Genomic DNA, 25,979 nt, shown 5'->3' on the forward strand with positions numbered 1-25,979 from the left:
CTCCAATATGGTATGGCTAAGCATCATCATTTTAGTACCATTTATTGCTGCTATCATTGTTCCCTTTTTGCATAAAGTGTGCAATCACAAAATTCATATAGGCTGGTTCGTAATGTTTATACCGTTACTGATTTTTATCTATTTATTAACGTATATTCCTTCCATATCAGCCGGTAAAACATTTACCTACCTTGTTCAGTGGATCCCCACTTATGACATCAATTTTGAGCTCTATATGGATGGATTATCTTTAGTATTCGGTCTTCTCATCACAGGAATTGGAGCTCTTGTTATTTTTTATTCGATCTTCTACCTCTCTAAGGAGCGGGAAGCTCTCCATAATTTCTATGTGTATCTTATGATGTTTATGGGTGCCATGCTGGGACTGGTGTTCTCGGATAATGTCCTTGTGATTTACGTCTTCTGGGAGTTAACAAGTATTTCTTCATTCTTATTAATTGCCTACTGGTATCAGCGGCAGCGTTCTCGCTACGGAGCTCAGAAATCAATGATGATTACCATTTTTGGCGGTCTGAGTATGCTCGCGGGCTTTATTATGCTTTCCATCATAACGGATACTTATAGCATGCGGGAAATTGCCGCTCAAATGGATATCATTCATGGTCATGAGCTGTTTTTTCCTATGATGATCTTAATCTTGATTGGGGCTTTTACAAAATCTGCTCAGTTTCCTTTTAGTATTTGGCTTCCGGACGCAATGGAGGCACCAACGCCAATTAGTGCTTATTTGCATTCAGCAACGATGGTCAAGGCTGGCATTTATTTAGTTGCCCGCTTTACGCCGGTTTTTGGAGGAACAGCTGAATGGTTTTGGCTTGTGTCAGGAATTGGAATACTAACCTTGTTATACGGCTCTGTTAATGCTGTCAGGCAGACGGATTTAAAAGCATTGCTTGCTTATTCCACCATCAGTCAGCTTGGTTTAATTATGAGCTTGCTTGGGATTGGCTCTGCCATTTTGTATTTTGGCTACAACGAAGAATCGTCTGTATATGCGATCGCATCACTTGCTGCTGTATTCCACTTAGTCAATCATTCTACCTTTAAAGGGTCCTTGTTCATGGTTGTTGGAATCATTGACCATGAAACGGGTACACGTGATATCCGTAAGCTGGGCGGTTTACTGAGTTTTATGCCGATTTCTTTTACACTTGCTGTTATCGGAAGCTTTGCTATGGCAGGCTTGCCGCCATTTAACGGTTTCTTGAGTAAGGAAATGTTTTTTACGGCAGTTGTAAATGCCTCACAGCTAGAAATTTTTAACATGGAGACAATTGGGGTACTATTTCCTGTTATTGCTTGGATCGCAAGTGTTTTCACGTTTGTTTATAGTATGATACTTGTCTTCAAAACGTTCGGTGGGAAATATAAGCCTAAAATGCTTGAAAAACCGGCGCATGAAGCACCGCTTGGCATGCTGATACCACCTGCTATTTTGGCTTCTCTAGTTGTGATCTTTTTCTTTTTTCCAAATGTCCTATCAAATTATTTATTGAAGCCGGCTCTAGCTTCATTATTGCCGGAGGAAGTGACTGCGGTTGATATTGAAATGAAAATCAGTGCCTGGCATGGCTGGAATACGGAATTATTTATGACAATTGGCGTTGTTGTTGTCGGGGCTATTTTATATGTTCTTTTAAAAAAATGGATCGGGCTATACAGCGTTTATCCGCAAAGTGTTACGCTTAATCGCTTATATGATAATGGTCTGGCCAAAATGGAAAGCGGAGCAAAAACCATTACAGATCAGTATATGACAGGTTCTCTGCGCGCATATATGATTTACATCTTCTCTCTTCTGATCGTTGTTTGGGGAGGTGCGCTGCTGCTGCCTGGTGCATTTTCAATTGATGTTTCAAATGACGCACCAGTGAGTTTTTATGAAGTCGGCATTATGGGCTGTATGCTGGCTGCGGCGTTAACTGTGTTATTTGCCAAGTCGCGTCTGACTGCCATAATTGCAGTTGGCGCACTCGGTTACCTGGTGGCCATCTTCTTCGTTCTGTTCAGAGCGCCAGATTTGGCTTTAACGCAGCTTGTGGTAGAGACGGTCACAACTGCTCTGTTTTTACTATGCTTTTACCATTTGCCGAAATTTAAAAAAGATCATGAAAAAAAAGAAGAGAAAAAAGGAGTACCATTCAAGCCAATCAATTTAATCATTTCGCTAGGTGTAGGAACGGTCGTTACTTTGTTGGCATTATCAGCGAACAGCAGCAGAATGTTTGAACCAGTATCCTCATATTTTGAAAATTCGTATGAGCTTGCAGGAGCAAGGAATATTGTAAATGCCATACTGGTTGATTTCCGCGGGCTTGACACGATGCTGGAAATTTTTGTGCTGACCGTCGTGGGACTTGGGGTTTATACATTGATTAAATTAAGGTTAGCAAGGAGGGAGAAAGATGAAGGAGCCGAATGATGTTATTTTAAGAAGTGTCACAAAGGTGGCAGTCGTCATTATTTTCACTTTCTCTATTAACCTCTTTTTCTCTGGGCATCATCTTCCAGGAGGCGGGTTTATTGGCGGCTTGGGCTTTGCTGCAGCTCTCACTCTTTTGTTTCTAAGCTATGATATTGAAACGGTGAGTGAGAATATAGCGGTCGACTTTAAAAAGGTGGCTGTGTTCGGCGTTTTGATTGCCGTTGGAACAGGGCTTGGTTCCCTCCTATTTGATGCGCCATTTCTATCTCATGCTTTTAATTATTTTGACCTGCCAATATTCGGAAAGACTGAGCTTGCTACGGCTGTTCTGTTTGATGTTGGAGTCGCTCTGGCTGTTATTGGCACGGCGGTTACGGTCATCATGACGATAAGTGAGGATCGATGATATGGAAACATTGATGTCAATTTTAATTGGATTGTTCTTTGCCATTGGAACGTATTTAATCTTAACGAAAAGCCTGCTTCGGATTATTTTAGGAACTTCGATTATAAGTCATGGTGTTCATCTTCTCATATTAACAATGGGTGGAGTAAAGGCTGGCGGTCCGCCGCTTTTAGGCTTTGAGGAGATTACATTCACAGATCCTATACCACAGGCATTAATTTTAACGGCCATTGTAATCAATTTTGCTACAACAGCCTTGTTTTTAGTATTAAGTTACCGGGCTTATAAGGTTATAGGAACAGACAACACAGAGAAAATGAGGGGGAATGAGGATGAATAACTTGCTGGTACTGCCCATCGTCATCCCTTTGGTTATGGGACTTTTAATGGTTCTGTTTAGAAAGAATATAACACTTCAGAAAGTAGTAAGTGCTGCCAGCATAACGGCAACTGGCGCTGTCGCAGTGCTGCTGATGATTCAAAATGATCAAGATGGGATTCAAACCTTGCAGATTGGAGGCTGGCAGGCTCCTTTTGGGATCACTTATGCTGCCGATATGTTCTCAAGTCTTTTGCTGACAACAACAAGTATTGTTGCCCTGTCATGTCTGTTATTTGCTTTTAAGACGATTGGCAAAGAAAGGGAAAGCCATTATTTCTATCCTTTGTTCTTATTTTTGATTACAGGAGTGAACGGGTCTTTTTTAACTGGAGATCTCTTTAATTTATTTGTTTGTTTTGAAGTAATGCTGATCTCTTCCTATGTGCTGCTGTCTTTAGGCGGGACACGGAAACAGCTGAGAGAATCTATTAAATATGTGCTGATCAATCTTATTTCGTCATTTTTATTCTTAGTTGGAGTGGCTTATTTATACGCGGTGCTAGGTACGTTAAACATGGCCGATCTCTCTGTTAAGGTGGCAGAGGCAGGTCAAGGAGGAATGTTGACAGCCATTTCACTCGTCTTTTTGGTCGTGTTTAGTTTAAAGGCCGGTTTACTGCTGTTTTTCTGGCTTCCAGGGTCTTATAGTGCTCCGCCAACCGCAATTGCTGCTGTATTTGCAGGTTTGCTGACAAAAGTAGGCATGTATGCAATTTTCCGTTTGTTTACGCTTGTGTTTTATCATGAGCCGCACATTACCCATCTGCTCATTGGCATTCTTGGCGCTGCTACGATGGTGTTAGGCGCAATTGGGGCAGTGGCTTATGGAGATATTAAGAAAATTTTAACCTATAATGTGATCATCGGTGTCGGTTTTATAATGGCTGGACTTGCCTCAATGTCGATTGCAGGCATGACAGGGTCCGTATTTTATCTGATTCATGACATGATTATAAAAGCTCTTATTTTCCTTATTGGAGGAACGATTATTTCACTGACCGGCACGAGTAAGCTTGAAGATATGAGCGGTTTGATTCGCACACATCCTTATTTAGGCTGGATGTTTTTCACAGCAGCTTTAGCATTGGCAGGCATTCCTCCGTTAAGCGGCTTTTTAGGCAAGGTATTTATCACACAAGGTATCTTTGAAGCAGAGTATTATTGGCTTGGGGGCATTGGCCTTCTGATAAGTCTTCTCGTTTTATATTCAATTATGAAAATATTTATGAACGCGTTTTGGGGAGAGACATACCTCAGTGAGGAAATGGAAAAAGGAACTACAAAGGGTGTAATGGTGCCGATTGCTCTTTTAACAGGATTAGCGGTTCTGCTTGGAGTCGGTGCTGAAGGGATTAGTTCGTATGTCAATTTGGCGGCAGAAGGACTGATGAACCCAGAGCTCTATATCAATGCTGTATTTGGAGAATAAATAGAAGGCTAAAGATTGGGGTGAAGCTGATGCCAAAACAGGTGCTGACAAATTTATTTATAGCGATACTATGGAGTTTTCTGCAAAACGATTGGAGTGCCATCACATTCTTATCAGGCTATATAGTCGGGATCTTCGTCTTATTTATATTACGAAAATATTTGCGTGATCAGTTTTATCTGATTACCATTTTAAATGTTTTAAAGCTGTTTTTTATTTTCTTGAGAGAACTGCTTTCATCTAGTATTTTAGTGATTCGGCAAGTAACTAGACCAAAAATTAATATTACACCGGGTATTTTTAAACTGCGGACAGACTTAGAGGGAGATCTGGAAATTACACTTTTGGCCCTCTTGCTGAGCTTAACACCCGGCTCTGTCGTAATAGAAGTTTCCAATGACAATAAAGTGTTTTATATGCATGCAATGGATATTCCTGAGTCTAAGAAATCTGTACTCCGGTCCAAGCAAAAGTTTGAAATGGCCATTAAGAAGGTGACACGCAAATGATTTATACGATTCTATTGATATCGATATTCTTTTTAGTTCTTTCCATAATTGCAGCCATTTACCGTCTCATAAAAGGGCCATCGATCCCTGACAAAGTGCAGGCACTTGATTCAATTGGCATCAATCTAATTGCAGTGGTCGCAATCATCTCTGTTATGCTCAGAACGACTGCATTCTTTGAAGTGATTTTATTGATCGGGATTTTATCCTTTATCGGAACGATTGCGTTTGCCAGATATTTAGAAAGAGGTGTTGTCATTGAGCATAAGCGCCCTAAGTGAAATCGCTGCTGTTACTCTCATTCTTATTGGGTGTATTATTAGTTTTTTGAGTGCTGTTGGATTAGTTCGTTTGCCTGATGTCTATACGCGGTCACACGCAGCCTCTAAAAGCTCCACCTTAGGCGTCCTTTGTACGCTTGTTGGCACATTCGTCTTTTTTATCTTTCAAGAAGGATATTTTAGTATAAAATTGCTGCTCGGCATCTTCTTTGTCTTTCTGACTGCACCGGTGTCTGCTCATTTAATCTGCCGATCCGCTTATCGCACAGATGTGGAGCTGGCAGAAGTAAGCGCCCGCGACGATTTAAAGGAAGAGTTAAAGCGATTGCAGGAAAAAGGTTAGAATTTGTACACTCTGCTGCTTGGGACATGCAGGATATGCCTGTGTCATTAAGCAGCAGAGTGTGGTACAATGAAAGACAGCATTTTAGAGGAGCGAGAACAGTTTGTACGAATATATTAAAGGCAAAATTGATTATATTGGACCAGAATTTATTGTTGTTGAAAACGGCGGCATCGGCTATCAAATACTGACACCGAATCCATTCAGCTATTCAAGCAAGGCAGGGCTGGAAGTGAAGGTGCATACATATCATTATGTGCGTGAAGATATTTTTGCATTATACGGTTTTACTTCACAAGAAGAAAAAACACTTTTTACAAAGCTGATAAATGTTACTGGAATTGGGCCAAAAGGGGCACTTGCCATTTTAGCAACAGGGCAGCCAGAGCAAGTCGTTTCAGCGATTGAAAATGAAGATGAAGCCTTTTTGGTGAAGTTTCCAGGTGTGGGGAAAAAGACGGCAAGACAAATTATCCTTGACTTAAAAGGAAAGCTGCAGGACTTTGTGCCAGATTATTTCCCTAATCTGTTTAATGACCATGAAAGCATTGAGAAAACCAGTGAGCATGAAGCGGATTATGAAGAAGCTTTATTGGCTCTGAAGGCCTTAGGATACTCTGATCGCGAATTGAAGAAAATCACGCCTGCACTGAAGGCTGAAAAAATGACTACAGATCAATATATAAAAGCTGCATTGCAAAAACTCTTAAAATAAATACTCTGCTCCTATATTGAGTGAATAAAGAAGGTGATGGAGTTGGAAGAACGTATTATTTCGGGCGAAGCGGATATGCTTGATGTTACTTTTGAACAAAGTCTGCGCCCTCAAACGATCCGGCAATACATTGGCCAGGATAAAGTGAAGGCGAATCTTGAAGTATTTATCCAGGCCGCCAAGCTGAGGCAAGAGACTTTGGATCATGTTTTATTATACGGCCCGCCTGGTCTTGGAAAAACAACACTTGCCGCGATTATAGCAAATGAAATGGGCGTCAATTTGAGAACAACTGCCGGACCGGCTATTGAACGTCCTGGTGATTTAGCCGCTATTTTAACTGCGCTGGAGCCTGGAGATGTGTTGTTTATTGATGAAATACATCGTCTGCCGCGTTCGATTGAAGAAGTCCTCTATCCGGCTATGGAGGATTTTTGCCTTGATATTGTCATCGGCAAAGGACCAAGTGCTCGTTCTGTACGCCTGGACTTGCCTCCCTTCACACTTGTTGGAGCGACAACGCGGGCAGGCTCTTTATCTGCTCCTTTAAGAGATCGCTTCGGTGTGATGTGCAGGCTCGAATATTATACGGAAGAACAGCTGAAGCAAATTGTTGTGCGAACGGCAGAAGTTCTGGAAACGGGAATTGATGATAGGGCTGCAATTGAAATTGCCCGCCGTTCACGAGGAACTCCGCGTATTGCCAATCGTCTGCTTCGCAGAGTAAGAGACTTCGCTCAAGTTCGAAGCAATGGAACAGTGGATCTTCTGATAACAGATGAAGCGCTTGAATTGATGCAAGTTGACCGTTTAGGACTGGATCATATTGACCATAAATTATTAATAGGGCTTATTGAGAAATTCCGCGGAGGCCCAGTTGGACTAGAAACCATCGCAGCTACTATTGGAGAAGAAGCTCATACGATTGAAGATGTCTATGAGCCTTATTTGCTGCAGATTGGGTTCTTGCAGAGGACACCGCGTGGAAGAGTAGCGACAGGCTTGGTTTACGAGCATTTTCAAATAGAAATGCCAGAGAAATAAAGGAATTTTAATTATTAAGCAGGAGACGGTGACAACATGAAGGTAGATTTATTTGATTTTCACTTGCCGGAGGAGCTGATTGCACAAACTCCGCTTGAGGATCGGACAAGCAGCCGATTAATGGTGCTTGATAAAGAAACAGGTGAAATCAAACACGATATATTTAAACATATTAAGGAGTATTTTAAAGCTGGAGATGCTATTGTATTAAATGACACAAGAGTACTGCCAGCAAGGCTGTTTGGCGAAAAAGAAGGAACAGGTGCGAAAATTGAGGTTCTTTTATTAAAACAGCAGGAGGGTGACAAGTGGGAAACCCTTATAAAGCCGGCGAAACGCGTCAAAGAAGGTACAGTGATCACGTTTGGAGATGGTTTGCTGTCAGCAACATGCATCGGTGAAGCTGAGCATGGTGGCCGTCTTTTGGAATTCAGCTATGAAGGCATTTTTTATGAGGTGCTCGATCGTCTTGGTGAAATGCCCCTTCCTCCATATATAAAAGAACAGTTGGATGATAAGGAACGCTACCAGACTGTATTTGCAAGAGAACGCGGGTCGGCAGCTGCTCCAACGGCTGGACTTCACTTCACAGAGGAATTACTGGAAGAAATTAAAGCTATGGGTGTTCATATTGCCTTTATCACTCTGCATGTTGGTTTAGGTACATTTAGACCTGTTAGTGTAGATGACCTTACAGAGCATGATATGCATGCTGAATATTATCAAATGAGTGAGGGGACAGCTAACCTGCTGAATGAAGTACGTGAGCAAGGCGGTAAGATTATAAGTGTTGGAACGACTTCAACAAGAACCTTGGAAACCATTGCAAGAGACCATGCTGGACAATTTGCTGCTGCTAGCGGCTGGACAGACATTTTTATTTTTCCTGGCTTTGTATTTAAAGCGATTGATGGAATGATTACAAATTTCCACCTTCCAAAATCAACACTGATCATGTTAATCAGTGCCTTAGCAGGAAGAGAAAATGTATTATATGCCTATAACACAGCTGTTGAAGAACGCTACCGCTTCTTTAGCTTTGGTGATGCAATGCTGATTAAGTAAGACATAAATTCGAAACACCATTCTCGGAAGGAGAAAAAATAGTGACAGCGATTCGTTATGAATTAATTAAAACTTGTAAACAAACAGGAGCTAGACTCGGCCGTGTACATACGCCGCATGGTTCTTTTGAAACACCTGTATTTATGCCTGTTGGGACACTGGCAACAGTAAAAACAATGTCTCCTGAAGATTTAGTTCAGATGGGAGCAGGCATCATCTTAAGCAATACGTATCATTTATGGCTTCGTCCTGGCCATGAAATTATTCAAGAAGCAGGCGGACTTCATAAATTTATGAACTGGGATCGTGCCATTCTGACAGACTCAGGCGGATTCCAAGTGTTCAGCTTAAGTGAATTCCGTAAAATTGAAGAGGAAGGTGTCCACTTCCGCAATCATTTAAATGGAGACAAGCTATTTTTATCTCCAGAAAAAGCAATGGAAATCCAAAATGCTTTAGGTTCAGATATTATGATGGCCTTTGATGAGTGCCCGCCATTTCCGGCAACACACGAATATATGAAAAAATCGGTTGAGCGTACCTCCAGATGGGCAGAACGCTGCTTAACAGCCCATCAGCGTCCAAATGACCAAGGATTGTTTGGCATCGTTCAGGGCGGCGAGTTTGAAGATCTGCGCAAGCAAAGTGCAAAGGATCTTGTATCACTTGACTTCCCGGGTTATGCAGTTGGAGGCTTGTCAGTTGGAGAGCCAAAAGATGTGATGAACCGGGTGCTTGAATTCACGACGCCATGGCTGCCTGACAATAAGCCAAGATACTTAATGGGAGTAGGCTCACCGGATTCGTTAATTGATGGAGCTATTCGCGGAATCGATATGTTTGATTGTGTATTGCCAACCCGAATCGCCCGAAATGGTACATTAATGACAAGTGAAGGTCGATTGGTAGTCAAAAATGCGAAGTATGCAAAAGATTTCGGACCGCTTGATCCGAACTGTGATTGCTATACATGCAAAAACTACAGCCGTGCATACATTCGTCATTTGATTCGCTGTGAAGAAACTTTTGGAATAAGGCTTACAACTTATCATAATCTCTATTTTCTGTTAAAATTAATGGAAGGGGTCAGACAGGCAATCAGAGAAGATCGACTGGGGGACTTTAGAGAAGAGTTTTTCGAACAATATGGTTTTAATAAGCCAAATGCGAAAAACTTTTAATGCCTGAAAGGAGGGGAAAAAAGAATGGAAATCTTAGGAACGTTAGCACCATTGCTATTGATGTTTGTATTGTTTTACTTCCTGTTAATTCGTCCGCAGCAGAAGCGCCAAAAAGCGGTTCAGCAAATGCAGACTGATTTGAAAAAGGGAGATAAAGTTGTAACAATTGGTGGTCTTCATGGTTTTGTTGATGCAATTGATGAAGATAAGATTGTTATCAAATGCGGTGACGGCAGCCGACTTACATACGATCGCGCAGCAATTCGCGAAGTAACGGAAGTATCAGCTGGAGACATGCTTGCAAAATAATAAAGAAGCGGATCCGATTTTGGATCCGCTTTTATCATTATTAAGAAGATTTCCCCTTAACATTTACTCCTAAAATACCGCCCATCATACAAATCAGGATATAACACGTATGATAGATGATTTGTTCACCATCAAAAAGACGATCATGTCCTAAATACTGAAAAAGAAAGATAATGAGAGAATAGAGCAATCCTGTAATGCCGCCAAGAAGCCAGCCTTTTTGCTTTCCTTTTCCTCCTGCAATAAAGCCCCCCGCAAATAGTGCTACAAATGATACAGCGGTAATGACATGCTGCAGGGATGCCTCCTGTAAAGAGGTGAACGAAAGCAGCAGCGAAAAAAACAAACTACTTACAATGGCAATGATAAAAATGGCAATATTCCCAAAAAGAACAGCACTGCCTAAGTTTTTTGACTCTTCTATTTGAACCATCTCCCCTCAAATGATCTGCAAATTTTTTAGCGTGAATGCCAAGGGCCTGTCACGCACAATCTCTTTGTACAAGCATATTCAGAAGAGCAGAAATTAGAAGCAAAAAATCATTTTTCGCTAACAAAATTTTCTTTTTTTCCCTCACCCTGAAAAAATAAAGCTTATATATTTTTCTTGTTCGTTGACAATAAAAAGAAAGCTGTTTTTAAAGGGGGATCATTCAATGGAAGAGTATATGATCATTATTTTCAGAACGATCTTCTTGTATGGATTAATTTCCGTCATCTATCGATTGATGGGAAAGCGGGAAATCGGCGAACTGAGTGTACTGGATGTAGTTGTCTCAATTATGCTGGCAGAGTTAGCCGTAACGGCCCTGGAGCAAACAAAATCTTCACTGTTTAAAAATGTGCTTCCTATGCTCATCCTGCTGCTGCTGCAGGTTACATTTGCTTACATATCACTTAAAAGCAAGAAGTTTAGAGATGTAGTGGACGGAAAACCAACGATAATTATAAATAATGGCAAAATAGATGAGTACGCCATGAAAAAGCAAAATTACAATTTTGACGATCTGCTCCTTCAGCTGCGTGATAAAGACATTGCTCTTATTTCAGATGTTGAATTGGCAGTTCTCGAATCTTCTGGCCATTTATCCGTTTTCACGAAAAAAGCTGCTAAAAATGGTGTGACCTGGCCGCTAATTCTAGATGGAGTCATACAATATGAGCATCTTGAAAGTATAAATAAAACAGACGAATGGCTGCTGAAGGAGTTAGGTGAGAGAGGCTACCACGGCATAGAAGACATATCATTTTGCAGCTTTGAAAGCGGGCGTTTTTATATTGATATAAAAAATGAAATTGAGAAATAAGGCTAGAACTGTGTTGAAAAGCTTAGGGGGACAGCAGGAAATAATAGACATGTCATGTGTTAGCACGGGGACTGAGATAACCTTGCCAGGACCATTATGTAAGTAGCGAAAAAGGAGGGAAATACCCCTCTAAAATCTAGAATTTGGAAAATAGAGTCGTGAAAAGCGGAGAAACACTCTTCTGGAATCTAGAATTTGGAAAAAGGAGTCGTGAAAAGTAGAGAAACATCCCTCTGAAATCCATAATTCGGAAAAAGGAGTCGCGAAAAGGGGAGAAACATCTCTCTGAAATCTAAATCTAGAATTTGGAAAAAGGAGTCGCGGAAAGAGGAGAAACACCACTCTGAATACCATAATTTAGAAAATAGAATCACGAAAGGAAGAGAAACTAAATAAATAATCCCAAACCATCAGCAATGATCTCCTGTCTAATGGTTTGGGGTTTTTTTAACAACAAAGGGTCCTTAGCTTTTAGCGGGAGGGAGATAGGTCCGAGTGTCTGCAACACATATAGTCTATTTCCTCTGATTCCTAAACGAATGTATAAATGAAAATATCCAGAACCTCTTTCATTACTTCGATGCGAAGACGGCTAAAAATCGGCCAATCAGGGGAATTTGGCGCAATTCGTGTTTACTTAGTAATCCAAAGAGCAGCAGCAGAATGAAGTAAACTATTACGATTACGAAAATGCAGATGATGATTGAAAACAGCATTGGAGACTCGTGCAAATGTGGATATGTAAAGTATCCAGCCCATCCTGAAAGTCCCATGATTATAAAAGTTTTCAAATAATCGCGTACATGAAATGTAAAAGAAATCTTTTTCAAGATCGTCGCTAAATGCAGCAGGGTTACAAGGACGAAACCTACGAGCATTCCAATAGCCACGCCATTAATTCCAAACGCCGGCTGACTGGCAAGTGCGAAAATAACAGCGATTTTAACAACGGCTCCAATCAGACTGTTAATCATAGCAGCACGGGCATGGTCCAATGCCTGCAATGCTGCCTGAAGGGGGCCTTGGAAAAAGTATAATAAGAAGAATGGTGCCATTAATTTGATAAAGCCAGCTCCTGTCGACGAATCGTATAGAACGTTCATAAGCGGTTCTGCTAAAACATATAGGATTACCACAGCTAGTCCGCCTGAAATGAATACAAATTTTAGGGCTTGCTGAAGTCTATATTCAATAAGCTTCATATCCTTTTTTGAATAAGCCTCGCTAATTGCAGGTACCAATGATGTTGACAGGGCATGTGTAATAAAGGATGGAAGCATTAATAGTGGCATTGCAAAGCCGGTTAGCGCACCATAGCTCTGCGTTGCTGCAATCGTTGCAACCCCTGCCAGTGCTAGACTGTGTGCTACGACAATAGGCTCAAAAAACCAGGCGAGTGAACCGATCATCCGGCTTCCTGTGGTTGGCAATGCTACGCGCATAAGTTCTTTGAACGTTGATTTCCCAGATTGGATATATTGAAAGAATTGCTTGCGGACACGGAATTTCTTTTTTAATTTAAAAGCAGTTAATAAATAGGCTAATGAAACAAGTTCTCCTACAACAGAAGCGAGCATGGCTCCTGCTGCAGCATATTCGATCCCATAGGGAAGGAATGCCGTGGTCATAGCTGCAATTAACGTAATCCGAACAGCCTGTTCAAGCAATTGTGAGTATGCTGCTGGCTTCATATTTTGTTTTCCCTGGAAATAACCGCGAATCACAGAAGAAACCGCTATAATCGGAACAACGGGTGCGATGGCGAGTAAAGGCAAATGTGTTCTTGGATCTGTAAAAAGTGTTTCTGATAAATAAGGAGCAAGGATGATTAAAGCAGGAGTAAAAATAAGTGATAATGAGATTGTTGTAGCTAAAGAAACTACAAGAATTTTTTTTGTTTTACGTGCGTCGCCTACTGCTTCAGCTTCAGCTACATATTTGGAAATGGCTACAGGAAGACCAAGCTGGGTAATCGTGACGGCAAGGATAAAGGTTGGATATGCCATCATATATAATCCAACACCCTCGGCTCCTATTGACCGGGCAATAACAATGCGATTGATAAATCCGAGAACTCTAGTAACTAACCCTGCTGCCAGCAGGATCATGGTACCTTTTAAAAATTTAGACATTCTGCTCCCTGCCTTCTCAAATTACGTATAATGCTATACAATTATCTATATGCAGGAGAGTGGACAAAGCATGACAAGCTTTTTTAACAGTATTAGATCTTAAGAGTCTCTTTTTTCTATCGATGCTTTTTACATAACTTTTAAATCGCATCATCCGCTGCTGATTACCGGAACATCCTAAACTAGTACAACCTCCATTTCATTTTCGGCTGAAAAATAAACCTCTTCAGCACTCTGGATGGTCAATAGAAGGATCAACAATAATGAGGAGCGAATTTGATCATGTAATTAAATGTAATTAAAATGGAGGCGTTGCTATTTTGAAAAGTAATCATCCCTATGATTCCTTTCGTCAACAAGTTAGTCCGGCATTGCAGGTGAAGCTAGATGAAATTCAGTTTTATGGCTATGGAAATGTTAACGAAGATGAGTTCTGGTCATTTCTTACAAAGAAAAAATGGCGTAAACCAAAGGAAGAAGTCAAATTATTCGAAATAATTGAAGATATTATGGCTGTTAAGGCTGGGGAATACATCAACTATTCAACAGTGGAAGCCTTAAGGGGAAGTGATTTATCCTTAAGTGAAGAAGAGTTGAAAAGTCTTTTTAAGTAGTTTAGTTGGCATCGTTATCAGATGAATTAAGGAATATAAGGCAATAATGGATCGATAGATAATCTTTGCTCCAAAGTATGAAGAAAAGTCTTTGTGCAAAAGGACTTAAATCACTTTGTATAGCGCTTTTGTACAAGCCTTTTTCCGTCAATAGTCAAATTGACAGCTATCTTTTTCTGTTTCATAATGGGTATTATATTGGAATCATAGGTCTAATGCCTTTACTGGCACTATTTAAGGAGGATTTATACATAATGGTCAAACGCAGTAGAATCCTTTCATTCTTCCTCATTGTTTTATTGCTTGGAAGCTTGATTGGCGTGACATCAAAAGATATTTTAAACAATATTAAACTCGGTCTTGATCTGCAGGGCGGATTTGAAGTTTTATATGAGGTAAAGACTGAGGATGGCCAAGAAGTGACGCAGGACATTTTAAACAGTACTGTGCAATCACTTGACCGAAGAATTAACGTGCTCGGTGTTAATGAGCCAAGTATTCAAATTGAAGGCGATAATCGTATTCGTGTTCAACTTGCAGGAGTTACAGACCAAAATGAAGCACGGGAAATTCTTTCAACAAGTGCAAAACTTTCATTTCGTGATGTAAACGATGTGCTGATGATGGATGGCTCTGACCTTGTCGAGGGCGGAGCGAAACAATCGTTTGACGAAAAGGGTCAGCCAAATGTATCGATTCAATTAAAGGATGCAAATAAGTTTAAAGAAGTAACAGAACAGATTGTGGCGATGGCGCCAAATAATCAGCTTGTTATTTGGCTGGATTTTGAAGAAGGTGTCAATAGCTACCAGGAAGAGGCTACGAAAGAAGACCCAGCGTTTCTTTCAGCACCAAACGTAAGAGAGGTTTTTAATACTGATACCGTTACAATTGAGGGGAACTTTACATTAGATGAAGCGCAAACATTGGCCGATTTGCTTAGTGCAGGTTCATTGCCGGTTGAACTTACTGAAGTTTTCTCTACGTCAGTAGGAGCTCAATTCGGTGAACAGGCATTAGAGAAAACAGTTGTCGGCGGAGTCGTCGGTGTTGGAGCGATCTTCCTCTTTATGATTGCTTTTTACCGCTTCCCAGGATTGATTGCATCGATCACATTAACAGTATATTTATTTATCACTTTGCTTATTTTTGACTGGCTAAATGCGGTTATGACACTGCCGGGAATTGCCGCCCTTATTCTCGGGGTCGGAATGGCTGTCGATGCAAATATTATTACGTATGAAAGAATTAAGGAAGAAATCAAGGTTGGCCGTTCAATTAAGTCCGCATTCCAAGTGGGCGGAAAAAACTCGCTTTCGACCATTTTTGATGCAAACCTGACCACATTACTTGCAGCTGCTGTCTTATTTATATATGGGACAAGCTCGGTTAAAGGTTTTGCAACAACCTTAATCATTAGTATCCTTGTTAGCTTTATTACTTCTGTCTATGGAACTAGATTATTGCTGGGGCTTTGGGTAAACAGCAATCTATTTAATAAGAAACCAGGCTGGTTTGGTGTTAAAAAGGATGAAATTAAAGATATAGCGGAAAATTACGATACACTTGATTTGCCTTCTAAGTTTGATAAAATCGACTTCGTGAAGAATAGAAAGAAATTTTTCCTATTATCGGGAGCGATGGTTATTGCAGGCATCATTGTATTAAGTATCTTCCGTTTGAACTTGAGTATTGATTTCTCTAACGGAACTAGAATAGAGCAGCTTGCTGAACAGCAGATCACCGCAGGGGAATTCAGCGAACAGCTTGAGGCTGTAAATATTACTACTGATGATATCGTTATTTCTGGCGATGAAAATAATATTGCAGTTGCCAGAACGACAGATGTTCTAAGCCAAGATGAAATTGCAGAAGTAAAAGATCAGTTCCAGGAAATTTATGGCGCAGAACCTAATATAAGCACCGTTTCACCAGCAGTTGGGAAAGAAATTGCCAGAAACGCCTTGATTGCTCTTGGGATTGCTTCCATTGGAATTATCCTGTATGTAACAATTCGCTTTGAAATTAAAATGGCTGTGGCATCCATTATTGCGCTGCTGCATGATGCATTCTTTATCATCGTTGTCTTTAGTATGACAAGACTAGAGGCCGACTTAACCTTTATTGCGGCTGTGTTAACCATTATTGGATATTCAATTAATGATACGATTGTAACCTTTGACCGAATTCGGGAAAATATGGTTAAAAAGCGTAAAATTAAAGAATTTGCTGAACTAAAAGAAGTTGTTAATAAGAGCTTAAGACAAACGTTAGGACGCTCGTTAAATACTATTATTACAGTTGTGCTGGCTGTAGTAGCTTTGCTGATTTTCGGCAGCGAAGCAATCAGAAACTTTAATATTGCCTTGCTCATCGGCCTAATCGCTGGTACGTACTCTTCTATCTTCCTTGCCGCACAGATTTGGCTTGACTGGAAAGGAAAAGAGCTTAAACAAAAAGGTGTATTAATTACGTTTAAAGAAAAGAAAAAAGAGACCGATGAACCACAGGTTTAAGTTATTCAAAATACCTCTGTCCTGCAAAATGGACAGAGGTATTTTTATCTGTTTCTGAAGTATATTAATTGTAGAGTCAGTGTTTTATTAGTCCTTATAATGTGGTAAATGGAATAGATCAGTGATTTAAGAAAGGTGGATAATCATGAAAAATCAATGGGCCTTATTACTAGGTATTGTATTTGCACTAATTGTTGCTATATTTGCTGTCATCAATGTGGATCCAGTCACAGTCAATTATTTATTTGGAGAAAGTGAATGGCCGCTTATTTTAGTCATTCTCGGTTCTGTTTTAATGGGCGGAATCATTATTGGTTCTGTTGGGATTGTACGCATCTATAGTCTGCAAAGGGAAATTAAACATCTTAAAAAGGAAAAAGAGGCTCTGCAGCCAAATACAGCAAAAAAAGAACCTGTAAAAGCAGAGAAAAAGCCTAAAGAAAGTACGCAAAGCTGAACGGAAAACCTCCTCGTCCAGTCTATAGTATTGAAACAAGCTAACCCCTCTTGTATAATGAAAAAGCCGAGGGGTGAATGCATGTTAAAATCAAAAACACGCTGGGTAATCCGGCAATCAGAACAAGAAAAAGTAGATATATTAGTGAAAGAGCTAAAGGTTACACCTCTAGTTGCTTCTTTACTTGTTAATCGTGGAATAGATACCGTTGAATCAGCACGGTATTTTTTATTTGAAAAAGAACAAGGCTTTCATGATCCTTTTCTATTAAAAGGGATGGACCTGGCAGTTGCCAGAATAAAAGAGGCCATTGCCAAGGAAGAACAAATCCTTATTTTTGGAGACTATGATGCCGATGGAGTCACCAGTACAACTGTGATGATGACTGTATTGCGTGATCTGGGTGCAAGGGTAGAATACTATATTCCGAACCGATTTACAGAAGGGTACGGTCCAAATGTGCCTGCGTTTGAATATGCAGCCGACATCGGTGTTAAGCTGATTATTACAGTTGATACCGGAATAGCTGCGATCAATGAAGCGAAGGCAGCTAAAGATCTTGGGCTCGACTTAATTATTACCGATCACCACGAACCGGGACCTGAGCTTCCTGAAGCTTTAGCCATTATTCATCCAAAGCTTGAAGATAGTGTATATCCGTTCCAGGACCTGGCAGGAGTTGGTGTTGCTCTTAAGGTAGCGCATGCTTTATATGGGGATTTGCCAGAGCATTTGCTTGAAATTGCCGCTATTGGTACAATAGCCGATTTAGTTCCTCTTAAAGGAGAAAATCGCACCATTGCCAAAATAGGGATTAAGAAATTAAGAGCAACGAAATTCATTGGCCTCCAGGAACTTTTAAAACGAGGCAATATTGAGGCTGCTGGTATCGATGAAGAGACAATTGGTTTTTTCATAGGTCCGCGTTTAAATGCCGCTGGAAGACTGGATAGTGCAGATCCGGCTGTTGCTCTGTTATTAACAGAGGATCGCGTGGAAGCAGAAGCTATTGCTGAAGAGATCGACAATATGAATAAAGAACGCCAGAACATCGTGAATGAAATTGCACAGCAGGCGATTGAAGAAGTTGAAACAAATTATAGCATTGACGAGCATCCAGTGATTGTAGTTGGAAAAGAAGGCTGGAACGCTGGTGTAATCGGAATCGTTGCTTCAAAGCTGGTCGAAAAGTTTTACCGCCCTGCCATAGTATTAAGCTACGATCCTGTTAAAGGACTGGCGAAGGGTTCTGCCCGCAGCATTGCAGGGTTTGATTTATTTAAGAACCTTTCAGAATGCAGAGATATTCTTCCTCATTTCGGCGGACATCCTATGGCTGCAGGGATGACATTAAATACTTCAGATGTGGACGAACTGAGAGAGCGTCTGAAAGAACTTGCAGATCAGCAGCTGACAGAAGATGATTTTGTTCCTGTTACCACGTTGGATCAGCGAGTGCATTTGGCTGAAATTGATTTAGCCTCCATTCAAGAGCTGAACATGCTGGCACCATTTGGAATGGGCAACCCAAAGCCAAAGGTTGTCATAGAAAAAGCGGGCATTAAATCAATCAGAAAAATTGGTGCCAATCAAAATCATTTAAAAGTAACACTTGAAAATGATGATGCACACTTGGACGGGATCGGATTTAGTCTTGGACATCTGTATGATCACATTTCACCAGATGCCTCCATTAATGTGATTGGCGAACTCTCCATCAACGAATGGAATAATATTAAAAAGCCGCAAATTTTCATTCATGACGTCGCAGTTGAAGGATGGCAGCTTTTTGATATAAGAGGAATAAAAAATCCTGCCAAGCTGCCTGTTGGTTTAAAGCAGACTGCGATTAAATGGATTGTTTTTAATGAAGAAAATGTTGAGTCTATTAAGCAATTTGCTAATGGTCCTATTGCCTTTATCTCGACTCTAGAAGAAGCACTGAAGACGAGTCTTTCTGAAGACCCGATTATTCTAGCCGACCTTCCCCCATCAAAGGCTCTGCTCTCAGGGTTATTGCAGGGCAAACAGCCAGGCAGAATATATACATTATTTTATAAACAGGATAGTGATTTCTTCAGCACCATGCCGAACCGTGATCATTTTAAATGGTTTTATGCATTTTTAGCGAAAAAAGGTCCTTTTGACTTGAAAAAGCACGGAAACGACTTAGCCAAACACAAAGGGTGGAGCAGAGATTCAATAGATTTTATCTCAACAGTGTTTTTTGAGCTAGATTTTGTTACAATAAAGAGTGGAGTTATTTCTCTACAAAATACAGCCAATAAACGTGATTTGGCAGATTCACAGACATACCGGCAAAAGCAGGCATCATATGAGCTTGAAAGCGATTTGCTATACTCATCTTATAGCCAGCTAAAGAGCTGGTTTGATGAAGTGATCTCAGGATCTGTGGAATCCGAGGAGGAAATGGGTAAGAATGGACTTGAAACAATACATTACAATCGTTGAAGATTGGCCAAAACCAGGAATTCGTTTTAAAGATATTACAACTTTAATGGATAATGGTGAAGCATATAAATATGCAACTGACCAAATCGTTGAATATGCAAAAAAACAAAACATTGATCTTGTTGTAGGCCCAGAGGCGCGTGGCTTTATTATCGGCTGTCCTGTAGCTTATTCTTTAGGAGTAGGTTTTGCACCAGTTCGTAAAGAAGGCAAACTTCCAAGGGAAACAGTCAAGGTTGATTATGGCTTAGAATACGGAAAAGATGTTTTAACCATCCACAAGGATGCAATTAAACCAGGTCAGCGTGTCTTAATCACGGATGACTTATTAGCAACTGGCGGTACAATCGAAGCAACAATCAAACTTGTTGAAGAGCTTGGCGGCATCGTTGCAGGCATTGCCTTCTTAATCGAATTAACATACCTCGAAGGCAGAAGCAAACTCGAAAAATACGATGTACTGACACTAATGGACTTTTAATAAACACAAAAAGAGCGCTACTTAACATGGCGCTCTTTTTATACATTGAAGAGCAGGTGGACAAGCGAGTAGCTCCCCGCCGTGTAGAACAAGATTTTCAAAACACTTCTAATTTAAACAGGGTTTCTGAAATGATTTATTTACTAAAAAACACCATATATTTTCTATAATAAGTGGGTATACTAACAAATTTACACAACAAATTAGTCAAAGTTCGACATTTTTTTCGCTTTTCCATAAAAATAACAGCCAACTACTTTACATTTGTCCATTTTTTTTCGATAATAATAACAATCATTCTAATTTGTAACATAAACAACACTCGAATGATCCTTCACTAATTATTGTTGGTGCTTACCCGCTCAAGTTTGCGAAGCACTGTTTATATAAACGAAAACGCAGCAGAAATAAAATTATGGGGTAAAGGTGATTCCATGGCGCATGATCAGGTTCTGACCGCCGAACAAGTCATCGACATAGTAAAGCAATATTTAAATGAGGAGCAGACCTTATTTGTAAAAGAGGCTTATGAATTTGCCAAGCATGCTCATCGTGAACAATATCGCAAATCAGGCGAACCATATATCATTCATCCAATTCAAGTAGCCGGCATTCTTGCTGACTTAGAAATGGATCCTTCTACAGTCGCAGCAGGTTTTTTACATGATGTTGTTGAGGATACAGAAATTACACTGGAAGATATATCGAACGCATTTAATGATGAAGTTGCCATGCTTGTCGATGGTGTAACAAAATTGGGGAAAATTAAATACAAGTCACAGGAAGAACAGCAGGCGGAAAATCATCGCAAAATGTTTGTCGCGATGGCACAGGATATTCGTGTTATCTTAATCAAACTTGCTGACCGTCTTCATAATATGAGGACATTAAAGCATCTGCCGGCTGAAAAGCAGCGCCGCATTTCAAACGAGACACTTGAAATCTTTGCGCCTCTTGCACACCGCTTAGGGATCAGCAAAATTAAATGGGAGCTTGAAGATACAGCATTAAGATATTTAAATCCACAGCAATACTATCGAATCGTTAATTTAATGAAAAAGAAAAGAGCAGAACGGGAAGAATATCTTGATGAAGTTATTTCCATCATGCGGGAGCGGCTGGATGAGGTGGCAATTAAATCTGAAATGTCAGGCCGTCCAAAGCATATTTACAGCATTTATCGAAAAATGGCTCTGCAAAACAAGCAGTTTAATGAGATTTATGACTTATTAGCCGTACGAATTGTTGTGAACAGCATAAAGGACTGCTACGCTGTTTTAGGGATTATTCATACATGCTGGAAGCCGATGCCAGGAAGATTTAAGGATTATATTGCGATGCCAAAGCAAAATATGTATCAATCACTTCATACAACTGTGATTGGACCAAAAGGGGATCCTTTGGAAGTGCAGATCCGCACAATGGAGATGCACCGAATCGCGGAATTTGGGATCGCTGCCCACTGGGCGTATAAAGAGGGTAAAATAGTAGCTGAAAACTCTTCATTTGAAGAAAAGCTTACATGGTTTAGAGAAATTCTTGACTTCCAGGACGACACAGTTAATGCTGAAGAATTTATGGAATCCTTGAAAATGGATCTGTTTTCAGATATGGTTTTTGTCTTTACACCAAAAGGTGATGTAATTGAACTTCCATCAGGCTCTGTTCCAATTGATTTTGCTTACCGAATTCATTCTGAAATCGGCAACAAAACAATCGGCAGCAAAGTGAATGGAAAAATGGTGACACTAGACTATAAGCTGCAAACTGGTGATATTATTGAAATTCTCACATCAAAGCATTCTTATGGACCAAGCAAAGATTGGCTAAAGCTGGCGCAATCGTCACAGGCTAAAAACAAAATTAGACAATTCTTTAAGAAACAGCGAAAAGATGAGAATTTTGAAAAAGGCAAAGAACTTGTTGAAAAAGAAATACGCCAAATGGATTTTGATTTAAAAGAAATTTTAACAGCTGATAACGTTAAGAAGGTTGTTGAAAAATTTAATTTTGCCAATGAAGACGATATGTATGCTGCAGTAGGTTACAACGGCATCACGGCCTTGCAGGTTGCCAACCGATTAACAGAAAAGTGGCGTAAACAACGAGATTTGGAGCAAAACAACGATATTTCAAATGCAGTTTCAGAATTAAAGTCATTTCCAACTGCGAAAAAACGAGAATCAGGTGTGCGTGTATCGGGTATTGATAACTTGTTAATCCGATTATCGCGCTGCTGTAATCCAGTCCCCGGCGATGAGATTGTTGGCTTTATTACAAAAGGCAGGGGAGTCTCCGTTCACCGTGCGGATTGTACTAACATAGGAACAGACGATGCGCAGGCCCGCCTCATACCAGTCGAATGGGAAACCGGCTTAAATGACCGGAAGGAATATAATGTTGAAATTGAAATCACCGGCTATGATCGCAGAGGACTTCTGAATGAAGTATTGCAGGCAGTAAATGAAACAAAAACAAATATTTCAGCTGTCACTGGCAAATCGGACCGCAATAAGGCGGCTACGATTGATATGTCCATTGCTATTCAGAATGTCAGCCATCTGCAAAAAGTAGTTGATCGAATCAAACAAATACCAGACGTGTATGCTGTCAGACGTATAATGAATTAATCTGGGAGAGTATAGTGTTATGAAGGTAGTAGTACAGCGAAGCAAACAAGCGAGTGTCACGGTCGAAGAAGAGGTTGTGGGCAGAATTGAAAAAGGTTTTGTCCTGCTTGTTGGTGTCACACATGAAGATACAGATGAGGATGCAGCTTTTCTTGCTGATAAAGTTGCTAACTTAAGGGTCTTTGATGATGTGGATGGAAAAATGAATTTATCCATTTTAGACGCAGGCGGAGAGATTTTGTCAGTTTCCCAGTTTACTCTTTATGGTGATTGCCGAAAAGGCCGCAGACCAAACTTTATGAATGCAGCTAAACCAGATACCGCGTTAACATTGTATAATGCTTTTAATGCATATCTGCGTGAAAAAGGTTTAAAGGTTGAAACAGGTACCTTTGGTGCGATGATGGACGTTCAGCTGACGAATGACGGCCCAGTCACACTCATTATAGAAAGCAAATAAAAAACAGCTCACTAAGAGCTGTTTTTTTTTATTACTACTTAAAATAATTCACTAGTCCTTCATACATTCCTGTAGCTGCTGCTTCCTGATATTGCGGTGAACTAACAGCCATTTCTTCCGTTGGGTTGCTTAGGTAGCCAAGCTCAATTAAGATCGCTTTCTGGCTATTTTCTCTAAGCACATAATAATCGCCTTGACGATGCCCGCGATCTTTTAAACGAGTTCTCGCAGCTGTTGAGGCATGAACATCTCTTGCAAGACTTTCCTGAAAGCCATGGTAATAATAGGTTGTCATTCCGCGTACACTGCGATCATTAATGCTATCATAATGAATACTGATAAAAGCATCTGCTCCATTAACGGAAGAACTTCTTACCCGTGTTTCAAGAGGGATATATGTATCAGTGTTTCTTGTTAAAATAACATTTGCACCTGCAGCCTTCAGCTTGTCCGCTAATAGCTGTGCAGTCTGTAAATTCAGTTTCTTTTCTAATGTGCCTCGTGTACCTGTGGTGCCATTATCTCTGCCGCCATGTCCTGGATCAATCACAATCGTTTTATTTTTCACAGTGTTTCCTGATCCTCGTTTTTCAATTTGAGGCGCTTGTCCATTAATGGTCACAATCCAGCCAGCAACGAAACCTGTGCTGCCGTCATTCAATTTGATTTCATACCAGTCATTTTTTAATGAGATTGCCTCAAAAACTTGGCCGGCATGAGCTCTTTCCACAACGGCTGAACTTGTTGAAGTGGATGCCCGTATGTTTGTGCCATCATGTATGATTGACACCGTGCTGCCGCTTAAAGATTTATTGACAGTTTGAGCACTGCCAGCATTTTGCTTCTCTAAAAACCAGCCTGCGACCCATCCATAAGAGCCTTCTTCAAACTCAATTTTGACCCAATCATGACTTTCTTCAAGCATGGTGAACGACTGACCTTTTGTAACATTCCCGATTTTGCTTCCATTTAAGGAAGGGGTGTCTCTTACAATTAAAGAATCTGCTTTAATAAGTCCTGTATTCCCGGTTGTAAGCTTATTACTGGTAGTGCCAGCTGTTGAGGAACCAGTCCCTGCCTCCACATAGTCACTGCTTACCCATGCCGATTGTCCAGAAAAAGAAATCTCAACCCAGCCGTTTTTCTTGGATAGAATTTTTACAGTGGACCCTTGTTCTAGCTTGCCAAGAATTTCACTGCCAGTTGTTGAGTCAGATCGGATATTTACCGAGCTGCCTGTGATTGTACCAGTCTTTTCATCCCCAGATGATTCTTCGATATCATTTGAAACATCATTTGAATCTAGTTGAAGATAATCGTTAAATACCCAGCCAAGACCATAAGGAGTTTCCAGCTGTGTCCACTCGCCGTTGCTTTTTTCAATGCGATAGGATTCACCTTGATGAACCGTGCCGATAACAGAGTTGTCTGTTCCGGGACCGCTTCTCACACGCAATCCATCTTCAGTAATTGTTGCTTGTCCGCTCCATGCAGAGTCGCTCGAAGATGATGATGAGCTGTTTGCTGATGTCACAAGCCAGTCAGCCACCCAGCCTTGTTCTCCTTTAAAGCTTATTTGCTGCCATTCATTTTCTTGTCCAAGCAGCTGATATTCCTCTCCCCGGCTTGCTTTTCCTAAAATAGGATAGCTTAATCCGGGACCTGACCTTACATTCAATTCATCAACCGCAATTTGGATATTGAAACCTTCTGCTTCAGCATTGGCAGCAGGAATAAAAGCCGCTAGCAAAAAAATGAAGCACAAGAATACGGTTGCTGCTTTTCTCTTTAACAAAAAAATCCTCCTCTCTCAGAAAAAAATGCCAAATAACAGCCTTACACAGTATAACATTTTCTTCAGGGTGTTTTCAGCATTGTTGAGTAATACGACTGATTTCCACTCCATTATGTACGCGCTTTTAGCGGGGCAGGTAGAGAGCTTCTCGTCATGATCGCTCCTGCGGCGGCGTCTTATTGTCCTGTTTCTCCCCATTCCATTTCAATCAACTAGATTAATGATACCGGGCAAACTTCTTAACACAAAATTAGTACCAGCCTATTATACTAATTCGTTATTTAATTTGCATTTCCTCTAAGAAAATTTTTTTATGATAGAGGGCAGATTAGAAAAATAAACTTTCCTTTATTGGGAATACTAACAAGAAGAATATAAGCTAAAGGGTGGTTTTTTTAATGAGATTTGGCGATAAAGGAATGTCAGTTCAATCAGCTAACAATAAATTATTTGGTGTTGATTTTCATGATTTTATCCAATCAGAGCAGCAATCAAACATGGTTGAGCTGGCTTCTGAATTTGGTTTGACATTAAAAGATGTTAAAACATTAAAAAAGAAAATGGGGCGCTCTTAATTTCACTATTGACATTATTGGGTTTGGTCCTTAATATTAAATAAATAATATAGCATATGGAAAGGCGCTTACGCTTTTCGTATTGTCTAGCTGCAGGCGCTAGGGACTCGAGGTCTTAAGTCAATCTGCCCTAAAGGTTAAAGAACAACCTTTAGTACATCTTGCCTTAAGCTTGTCGGGGCTGAGCAAGGCGCTTACGCTTTTCATATAACCGATGATGGAGAAGAGTAGTTAAATCCTAATTGGAAAGAGAGGAAATGCCTTAGGCTGAAAGCATTTCTCCAAACTGATTTAATGAAAGAACACTTCGTAGGCTTCGTTCTGAAATGCCAATCTGGTCTAGTAGGAAATGAACGTACACAGGCGTTAACTGTAAAAGTGGAAGCAGGTAAACTGACTTCAATTAGGGTGGCACCACGGGAATATAACT

Annotated in this window: 24 protein-coding genes and 1 other annotated feature (1 of these 25 cut by a window edge); of the genes, 21 read left to right on the forward strand and 3 right to left on the reverse strand. The window is 40.4% G+C overall.

Features of this window, described 5'->3' with window-relative positions; all coding sequences use genetic code 11:
* Window positions 1–7: 7 nt before the first annotated feature.
* From B7E07_RS06450 to yajC, 12 genes are all read left to right on the forward strand, one after another.
* Window positions 8–2,443 carry a Na+/H+ antiporter subunit A gene (locus tag B7E07_RS06450; RefSeq protein ID WP_080844682.1) on the forward strand — a complete coding sequence of 812 codons (2,436 nt, stop codon included), beginning with the start codon at window positions 8–10 and terminating at the stop codon, window positions 2,441–2,443.
* Complete coding sequence (locus tag B7E07_RS06455; RefSeq protein WP_080844684.1) at window positions 2,427–2,852, forward strand: Na(+)/H(+) antiporter subunit B; 426 nt, start codon at window positions 2,427–2,429, stop codon at window positions 2,850–2,852. Before B7E07_RS06450 ends, B7E07_RS06455 begins: the two co-directional genes overlap by 17 nt.
* A 1-nt stretch (window position 2,853) precedes the next feature.
* Window positions 2,854–3,192 (forward strand): Na(+)/H(+) antiporter subunit C, encoded by a 339-nt coding sequence (locus tag B7E07_RS06460; protein WP_080844685.1) that lies wholly within the window; start codon window positions 2,854–2,856, stop codon window positions 3,190–3,192.
* Window positions 3,185–4,663: a Na+/H+ antiporter subunit D gene (locus tag B7E07_RS06465; protein WP_080844687.1), complete on the forward strand. Its 1,479-nt coding sequence runs from the start codon at window positions 3,185–3,187 to the stop codon at window positions 4,661–4,663. Before B7E07_RS06460 ends, B7E07_RS06465 begins: the two co-directional genes overlap by 8 nt.
* Window positions 4,664–4,692: 29 nt before the next feature.
* On the forward strand, window positions 4,693–5,172 hold the full coding sequence (locus B7E07_RS06470; protein WP_080844689.1) for a Na+/H+ antiporter subunit E: 480 nt from the start codon (window positions 4,693–4,695) through the stop codon (window positions 5,170–5,172).
* Window positions 5,169–5,453, forward strand: coding sequence for a Na(+)/H(+) antiporter subunit F1 (locus tag B7E07_RS06475; protein ID WP_080844694.1), 285 nt, complete (start codon window positions 5,169–5,171; stop codon window positions 5,451–5,453). Before B7E07_RS06470 ends, B7E07_RS06475 begins: the two co-directional genes overlap by 4 nt.
* Complete coding sequence (gene mnhG, locus B7E07_RS06480) at window positions 5,431–5,796, forward strand: monovalent cation/H(+) antiporter subunit G (protein ID WP_080844695.1); 366 nt, start codon at window positions 5,431–5,433, stop codon at window positions 5,794–5,796. The genes B7E07_RS06475 and mnhG overlap by 23 nt, the downstream gene beginning before the upstream one ends.
* A 103-nt stretch (window positions 5,797–5,899) precedes the next feature.
* Window positions 5,900–6,511, forward strand: coding sequence for a Holliday junction branch migration protein RuvA (gene ruvA / locus B7E07_RS06485; protein WP_080844697.1), 612 nt, complete (start codon window positions 5,900–5,902; stop codon window positions 6,509–6,511).
* Window positions 6,512–6,553: 42 nt separating this feature from the next.
* Window positions 6,554–7,555, forward strand: coding sequence for a Holliday junction branch migration DNA helicase RuvB (gene ruvB, locus B7E07_RS06490; RefSeq protein WP_080844699.1), 1,002 nt, complete (start codon window positions 6,554–6,556; stop codon window positions 7,553–7,555).
* Between the two features lie 36 nt (window positions 7,556–7,591).
* A complete protein-coding gene (queA, locus tag B7E07_RS06495) occupies window positions 7,592–8,620 on the forward strand; it encodes a tRNA preQ1(34) S-adenosylmethionine ribosyltransferase-isomerase QueA (RefSeq protein WP_080844700.1) in 1,029 nt (342 codons plus the stop codon).
* A gap of 41 nt (window positions 8,621–8,661) precedes the next feature.
* Window positions 8,662–9,801, forward strand: coding sequence for a tRNA guanosine(34) transglycosylase Tgt (gene tgt, locus B7E07_RS06500; RefSeq protein ID WP_066443190.1), 1,140 nt, complete (start codon window positions 8,662–8,664; stop codon window positions 9,799–9,801).
* A 24-nt stretch (window positions 9,802–9,825) separates the two neighbouring features.
* Window positions 9,826–10,110 (forward strand): preprotein translocase subunit YajC, encoded by a 285-nt coding sequence (gene yajC, locus B7E07_RS06505; RefSeq protein WP_066443191.1) that lies wholly within the window; start codon window positions 9,826–9,828, stop codon window positions 10,108–10,110.
* A gap of 40 nt (window positions 10,111–10,150) precedes the next feature.
* Here the strand turns inward: yajC and B7E07_RS06510 are convergent, their stop codons facing one another.
* Window positions 10,151–10,543 (reverse strand): TIGR04086 family membrane protein, encoded by a 393-nt coding sequence (locus tag B7E07_RS06510; protein WP_080844704.1) that lies wholly within the window; start codon window positions 10,541–10,543, stop codon window positions 10,151–10,153.
* A 223-nt stretch (window positions 10,544–10,766) separates the two neighbouring features.
* Here B7E07_RS06510 and B7E07_RS06515 point away from each other — a divergent pair, with 223 nt between their 5' ends.
* Window positions 10,767–11,417, forward strand: coding sequence for a DUF421 domain-containing protein (locus tag B7E07_RS06515; RefSeq protein WP_080844705.1), 651 nt, complete (start codon window positions 10,767–10,769; stop codon window positions 11,415–11,417).
* Between the two features lie 572 nt (window positions 11,418–11,989).
* On the opposite strand, the gene spoVB is transcribed toward B7E07_RS06515, so the two are convergent.
* Window positions 11,990–13,549, reverse strand: coding sequence for a stage V sporulation protein B (gene spoVB, locus B7E07_RS06520; RefSeq protein ID WP_080844707.1), 1,560 nt, complete (start codon window positions 13,547–13,549; stop codon window positions 11,990–11,992).
* A 320-nt stretch (window positions 13,550–13,869) separates the two neighbouring features.
* Here spoVB and B7E07_RS06525 point away from each other — a divergent pair, with 320 nt between their 5' ends.
* The 7 genes from B7E07_RS06525 to dtd all read left to right on the forward strand — a co-directional run bounded on the left by B7E07_RS06525 (window position 13,870) and on the right by dtd (window position 23,179).
* Window positions 13,870–14,163 (forward strand): post-transcriptional regulator, encoded by a 294-nt coding sequence (locus B7E07_RS06525; protein WP_080844710.1) that lies wholly within the window; start codon window positions 13,870–13,872, stop codon window positions 14,161–14,163.
* A gap of 254 nt (window positions 14,164–14,417) precedes the next feature.
* On the forward strand, window positions 14,418–16,679 hold the full coding sequence (secDF, locus tag B7E07_RS06530; protein ID WP_080844712.1) for a protein translocase subunit SecDF: 2,262 nt from the start codon (window positions 14,418–14,420) through the stop codon (window positions 16,677–16,679).
* Between the two features lie 145 nt (window positions 16,680–16,824).
* The gene (locus B7E07_RS06535) at window positions 16,825–17,136 is read left to right on the forward strand and encodes a LapA family protein (protein WP_080844715.1); all 312 of its coding nucleotides are present in this window, start codon (window positions 16,825–16,827) and stop codon (window positions 17,134–17,136) included.
* A gap of 81 nt (window positions 17,137–17,217) precedes the next feature.
* A complete protein-coding gene (recJ, locus tag B7E07_RS06540; RefSeq protein WP_080844717.1) occupies window positions 17,218–19,608 on the forward strand; it encodes a single-stranded-DNA-specific exonuclease RecJ in 2,391 nt (796 codons plus the stop codon).
* Entirely contained in the window at window positions 19,577–20,089 is a 513-nt protein-coding gene (locus B7E07_RS06545) for an adenine phosphoribosyltransferase (RefSeq protein ID WP_080844720.1), read from the forward strand. Before recJ ends, B7E07_RS06545 begins: the two co-directional genes overlap by 32 nt.
* A gap of 434 nt (window positions 20,090–20,523) precedes the next feature.
* Entirely contained in the window at window positions 20,524–22,719 is a 2,196-nt protein-coding gene (locus B7E07_RS06550; protein ID WP_080844724.1) for a RelA/SpoT family protein, read from the forward strand.
* Window positions 22,720–22,738: 19 nt separating this feature from the next.
* Entirely contained in the window at window positions 22,739–23,179 is a 441-nt protein-coding gene (gene dtd / locus B7E07_RS06555; protein WP_080844726.1) for a D-aminoacyl-tRNA deacylase, read from the forward strand.
* A gap of 34 nt (window positions 23,180–23,213) precedes the next feature.
* Here dtd and B7E07_RS06560 read toward each other — a convergent pair whose 3' ends face one another.
* Window positions 23,214–24,974, reverse strand: coding sequence for an SH3 domain-containing protein (locus B7E07_RS06560; RefSeq protein WP_080844727.1), 1,761 nt, complete (start codon window positions 24,972–24,974; stop codon window positions 23,214–23,216).
* Between the two features lie 398 nt (window positions 24,975–25,372).
* Between B7E07_RS06560 and B7E07_RS23540 the strand changes: the two genes are divergently transcribed.
* A complete protein-coding gene (locus tag B7E07_RS23540; protein ID WP_176215121.1) occupies window positions 25,373–25,549 on the forward strand; it encodes a hypothetical protein in 177 nt (58 codons plus the stop codon).
* A 205-nt stretch (window positions 25,550–25,754) separates the two neighbouring features.
* Window positions 25,755–25,979 (forward strand) — a binding site (T-box leader); it runs 12 nt beyond the window's last position.

The sequence above is a fragment of the Cytobacillus gottheilii genome (assembly GCF_900166665.1).
Classification (GTDB): domain Bacteria; phylum Bacillota; class Bacilli; order Bacillales; family Cytobacillaceae; genus Cytobacillus; species Cytobacillus gottheilii_A.